This window comes from Candidatus Parvarchaeota archaeon, assembly GCA_016866895.1.
Classification (GTDB): Archaea; Micrarchaeota; Micrarchaeia; order Anstonellales; family VGKX01; genus VGKX01.
The window spans coordinates 1-5445 of the sequence record VGKX01000077.1 but is presented as its reverse complement, the minus strand read 5'-3'; the positions used below and the strand labels follow the sequence as shown (position 1 = coordinate 5445).

Annotated in this window: 6 protein-coding genes; all 6 read right to left on the bottom strand. The window is 46.1% G+C overall.

Annotated features, from left to right (window positions below):
* A partial coding sequence (locus FJZ26_03735) for a serine--tRNA ligase (GenBank protein MBM3229517.1) occupies window positions 1-554 on the bottom strand: 554 nt, incomplete at its 3' end.
* Window positions 555-666: 112 nt separating this feature from the next.
* Complete coding sequence (locus FJZ26_03730; GenBank protein ID MBM3229516.1) at window positions 667-1608, bottom strand: hydroxyacid dehydrogenase; 942 nt, start codon at window positions 1606-1608, stop codon at window positions 667-669.
* A 9-nt stretch (window positions 1609-1617) separates the two neighbouring features.
* On the bottom strand, window positions 1618-2676 hold the full coding sequence (locus FJZ26_03725) for an alanine--glyoxylate aminotransferase family protein (GenBank protein MBM3229515.1): 1059 nt from the start codon (window positions 2674-2676) through the stop codon (window positions 1618-1620).
* Window positions 2677-2834: 158 nt separating this feature from the next.
* The gene (locus FJZ26_03720; GenBank protein ID MBM3229514.1) at window positions 2835-4358 is read right to left on the bottom strand and encodes a hypothetical protein; all 1524 of its coding nucleotides are present in this window, start codon (window positions 4356-4358) and stop codon (window positions 2835-2837) included.
* Window positions 4359-4494: 136 nt separating this feature from the next.
* Window positions 4495-4878 carry a hypothetical protein gene (locus FJZ26_03715; GenBank protein ID MBM3229513.1) on the bottom strand — a complete coding sequence of 128 codons (384 nt, stop codon included), beginning with the start codon at window positions 4876-4878 and terminating at the stop codon, window positions 4495-4497.
* Complete coding sequence (locus FJZ26_03710) at window positions 4857-5276, bottom strand: hypothetical protein (protein ID MBM3229512.1); 420 nt, start codon at window positions 5274-5276, stop codon at window positions 4857-4859. The genes FJZ26_03715 and FJZ26_03710 overlap by 22 nt, the downstream gene beginning before the upstream one ends.
* Window positions 5277-5445: the final 169 nt, after the last annotated feature.

Sequence of the window (5445 nt, the reverse complement as noted above, 5' to 3'; positions counted from 1 at the left end):
TCCTCAAGCATAAAGTAGATGATGGCCCTTTCAAGCCTTGCCCCAAGCCCTTTAAGGACGACAAACCTGCTTCCTGCAAGTTTTGCGCCCCTTTCAAAATCCACAATGTCAAGCTTTTGTGCAAGCTCATGGTGGTCAAGAACATCCCTTGCAGTTTTTTCAGGCCTCCCCCATTCCCGTATAACGGGGTTTGCTGTTTCATCTGCGCCTACCGGCACGGACTTGTCAGGAGTATTTGGCAGGAACAACAGCATGTCGCGCATTTTTTGCTCTATTGAATCACATGCTTCGTCAGTGCCCTTTATTTTTGCCGAAATTTCCTGCGATGAAGCAATTAGGGGGCCAACATCCTTTCCTCCTTCCTTTTTTGCAGCCGATACCTCAAGTGACAGCTTGTTTCTCTGCGCTTTAAGCGAATCAGCATCGGTTTTTAGCTTCCTCCACTCGCAGTCTAAAGCTAGAGCTTCGTCAAGGGCCTTGGCAGGGTAGTTGCGTGCTGCCAGTCCGGAGCGGATTTCCTGCGGGTTTTCCCTTACTTTTTTCAAATCCAGCATTTGCAAAACCCATTGTTTTCTTTTTCTTAGTTTCTATTTCCTAGTTTCTATTTTTAGTTTGAGGTTCCTGATTTGAATTGTGTATTGTATGTTTGAAGTGCCTTTATGGTTTTCATGATTTTAAATCCTTGATAATCTGGATGATTTCAGCCCCTATGCGCAGTTGTGCCTCCTTGGTGCTGGCCCCGATGTGCGGGGTGAGCACAATGTTTTCAAGCCCGAGAAGTTTTCCCGTATAGGGCTCTTGCGAAAAAACATCCAGTGCCGCACCAGCAAGCTGACCTGATATGAGGGCATCATATAAAGCATCCTCGTCGACAATCTGGCCTCGGGCAAGATTAATCAGATATGCGCCTTTTTTCATTTTTGAAAATGCCTGGGCATTGAACATGCCTCGCGTCTGGTCTGTTAGGACTGTATGTATGGAAATGACATCAGCCTCTGCCAAAAGCAGTTCAAGCTCCACGTGCTTCCCAACCCCGTCATTCAAATCTGCAAGGTTGGTGTAAAGAACCCTCATGCCCAAGGCTTTGCACATTCTTCCAACAGCGCTGCCAATTCTTCCATAACCAACGATTCCGACTGCCTTTCCAGACAGCTCCAGACCGGTGAGGGATTTTTTTTCCCATTTGCCTGCCTTCATTGAAGCGTGTGCCTGGGGGATTTTCCTCAAAAGGCTGAAAATCAGGCCAACAGCCAGCTCTGCGACAGCATTAGTGGACGCGCCTGGGGTGTTCATGACGCTGATTGATTTTTCCTTGCACGCAACAGGGTCAACATTGTCAAGCCCCACGCCAGCCCGTATTATCAGCTTCAGGGAGCTTGTTGATGACAGAAGCTCGCGCGTAACCTTTGTGGCGCTTCGGACAATGAGAATTTGCGAGTCCACAAGCTGCGACTTCAAATCAGACGGCTGGTAGACAACATCCCCAAGTGTCTTAAGCTTCTCAAGGACTTCTGGCTCTGTTTTGTCAGCAACAAGGATTTTCAAAGTACCACCATTTATAAGGCCGCAGTAATTGTTAGGATTACTTTTGTTGTTTGATTTTATCATTTGATTTTATCATTTGATTTTGGCAAAGAGGCTATCAAGCGCGGCAAATGTCAAGTCAAGCTCGTCAATAGTAAAGTTGCCGATGTGGCAAATCCTAAGAAGCTTGCCTTTAAGCTCCCCGAATCCTCCTGCAATTTCGATGCCATATTTGGCCTTGAGTGTTGACTTCACCTCATCGGCCCTTGGATGCAAAAATGAGGAAATTGTATTTGAATAAAAGCCCGGCTGCGCAAAAACCTGGAAGCCTGACCTGACAATCCACTCGCGCGAATACTGCGCCGCAAAGCTGTGGCGTTTGATGTTTGCCTCAAGCCCCCCGTCCTTGTCAAGCCTGTCAAAGCCTGCCTGCAATGAGAACATTGGACTTACTGCTGGAGTCCAGGGAGTTTGGTTTTTCAAGCCGAATTTTCTCCAAGTTTTGAAGTCTGAATAGTAGGATGGATTGTTCTTTGATTCATAGCGCTCATAGCCGGCCTTTGAGATTCCAACCATCGAAATGCCAGGAGAACAGCCGATTGCCTTTTGCGAGCCTGTTGCCATGAAATCTACGCCAAATGAATTCATGTCAAGCTCCATGCCGGCCCATGCCGAAACCGCATCCATGACAGTGTACATTCCCTTGGATTTTGCATAGTTGAAAATTTCCTTTGCCTGGTTTGCCACGCCAACAGAAGTCTCATTGTAGACCATACCAAACACTTGCGCATTTGACTCGTCAATAAGCCTCTTGGCATGCTCAACGCCTATTCCCTTTCCTAGTTCCACCTTGTCCTCCATTACGTTGGTGTAGATTCTTGCAACATCCGCAAAACGCCTCCCAAAATCGCCGTTTTGGATTATAAGCATCTTTTCCTCCTTTTTTACGCAGTTGAGGATTATTGCCTCTATCCCAAGGCTTCCGGAGCCAGTCATTATGAAGGCGTCTGTTGCGCCGGCGTATTTTTTGAACCTTCCAACTAAATCAGAGTAAAGTGCCTCAAAGTCCTTGCCACGATGAGAAATCATCTCCTTTGCCTGGGCTGTCCTGATTTGATCTGTAAGTTTTACTGGACCCGGGGTAAGAAGCATGTTTTCACCTCTAAAATGTACATGTCAGAATTTTTCATTCAGTTGATTCGCAACGTGGTCGCTCCGCCGCCTAAATGCAGCCTTTGGTAAGCTAAACAAATTGCATTCTTGTATGCCCCTGCAACATTTTTAATGAGATGGGAGAGTGATTGCAAACCCTATTTTTTTCCAATCTTGCTCTGTTGCCCCTTGCGCATTACAAGAAAGTAAAACGCACATGCAAGTACAAGAACAATTGCTGCTCCTCCCGCCGCAAGCTCTACTGCCCCGATTGGCAAGCCAGGCACGATTGAACCTCCGCCAATGGCTGCACCTTGCTGCTGCCCTTGGCCAGGTTTTTGCGCAACCACATTCCCTTCCAAAGTTTGCTTTGCAATCAGCTCAGTTAGTTGAGTGTCCAGAGTTTTTAGCATCACTGAATTTTCTCCAATCAGGGCCGGAGTGGATTTTTTTGATAGCCCTGATTCTATTTGCACAAGAACAAGCTTCATGTCCGCAAGCTCAGCTTGGGCCTGGCTGCCAGTTATTGCTCCGGTTGCTTGTGAAAGCTTTGTCTTGAGCGTTTTTGCCTGGGCAAGCGCATCGGAAAGTTTTTTTTCAGGCCCGGCAAGGCTTGATTCTATTTCCAAAGCCCTGGCATCAAATGTTTTTTCCAGGGCAAACGCCTTTGAATATTTTCCCTGCAAGCTTAGGTTTGCCATTTCTCCGGATATTTCTTTAAGCCCATCCAGCTTTTCCTCGATTCCAGAGAGCTTGATTTTTCTGGATGTTATTAGGTAGGAGGAGGAAAGCCTTGAAATTGCCGATGATGTCTTTGACTTCAAGGCCGCAAGTTTTGCAGGCCGCGAACTTATGTATGATGATTGTTTTTGGCTTTCATTCACAAGCGCCCCTGAGCGTGCATCTACTTTTGGAAGTGCAGCAAGGTCGGCTTTCAGCGACTGCAAGTCCGACTTTACCTGCGCGAGGGCTTCCTTTGAAAAGTCGATTTTATAGCAAAACTCCCAGCCCCCTTCATCGATTAGTCTGAGGAATATCATGTTGGAGTTGATTGCATCTATGTTGTCCTGGATTGACGAGAGGGAACTTAGCTGCGCTTCAGCTGCTTGAGAGCCAGATTTAAGATTATCGATTGATGAGGCAAAGGATGCGGTTTTCTCGGTCAATTCCCTTGAGTTTTTGTGCCAGCTTACGGCCGCATCGATGTAGCCCGGTGCGTTGTAAAAGCTTGACTGGCAAAGCGGGGATGACTGGCAGGCAATCTTGCAGGTATCAGAGTCAGTGCACGGATGGTTGTCAGTGCCTGTGTACTGCTTGCAGACAGACTCATTTACAGCCCTTTTTTTCTCAAAATCTGCCATTGTCTGCTTCATGTTGGAGATTTTTTGTTCATAGCCTGCCCTTGCGTATATGTCTTCTGTGAGAACGGCCGCAGCTTTTGCTTTGTCTGTGATTGGGTTTGCCTCCTTGTCAAGAAGATATGTCTCGGTGCCATCAGCAAGAATAAGTGTAAAGTAGCCACTTGGAACTTCTACTGGCACAAGCTGTAAGGACACATCGGAATCGAAATTGGCTTTTGCAAATTCGCCCGGTGTTGCGGCCATGGCCTGAATTGAAAACAACACAAGCAGAATTGCCACAAGAAAAAGAGAAGTAAACAAAGTTTCAATAGTGCTTTTCACCAATATAACACCCCACAAACAAGGAAATTGATAACGCTAGGAGTATAAAAAGCATTTGACAGGAGCGAAGAGTTTCCAAACGCTTGAAATTATTATTTACCAAGCCGGTTTCCCGTTTCTATTTCCAAACTGTTTGCTATTTTTCACCTATTTTGCCCGTATTATATACGTCCCAGGGCAGGTCTTTTTTCAGCTCAAGCTGCGCCGCAATCCGGGAAAGAAGCTGCTTTTTTATTTGCCTGAACTTGTCTGGCGCCACCGGTGCATTGCCAATCGCGAAATTCAGGTTTTTTGCATTGAAGCAAAACATGCAGTGTGCGCAGTTGTTCAGCCCGAAAACGTAATAGCAGTCCGAGCAGTTTTGGCTCATCCAAAGCTCAAAGCAGCGCTTGTCGCGAAACGTCTCGTAGCAGCGGATGCAAAATGACGACTCGCCAATTCCGTTGCACCCAAAACAGCTCTCGCAAAGCCTGCCAAGCGTGTCGTAGGCAAGATACTTTAGTTGCCAAGCCTGCCGCACTCGTAAAAATAAAAGCTGTCATTTACGTTTGAGCTTCGCTCAATATTGCCGGAGTTGCCAAGAACAACATTGCCAGCATAGTAAATGCGCTCTTTTACTGCGGCAACCCGTGAATCAATATCCTTGATTTCATTAATATTGAGAGGCTCGAATTTTTTTGAGTAGTCGATTTCTTCAAACCCAATCCACTTTGAGCCTTCGGAATATTCGGGCATGACATAAGTAACATCCTTGCCAGAAACAGATGATTTTCTATGGATTAGCGGCTCATTAAATTCAGTAAGCCAAGGAACAAACTTGGCAATGCTGCCAATTTCCCCAGAAGCAGCACCAAATAAGACCTTGCAGGTGTCTAACCATTTTTTCTCTAAAACGCCCAATGTTGCATCCGATTGCATTAAAATCATCATGATATGGGGCGATAAGAGTATAAGTATTAATGGGGCGGTTTGCGCGAGTTATGCCTCAAACAGACATAATAACCCGGGATAAAAATGCGTCCTAAAAGTTTTGGAATGCCATATTCAGAACTAAAGCGCGTGGCACTTTTTATGAAGGAGGATTTGC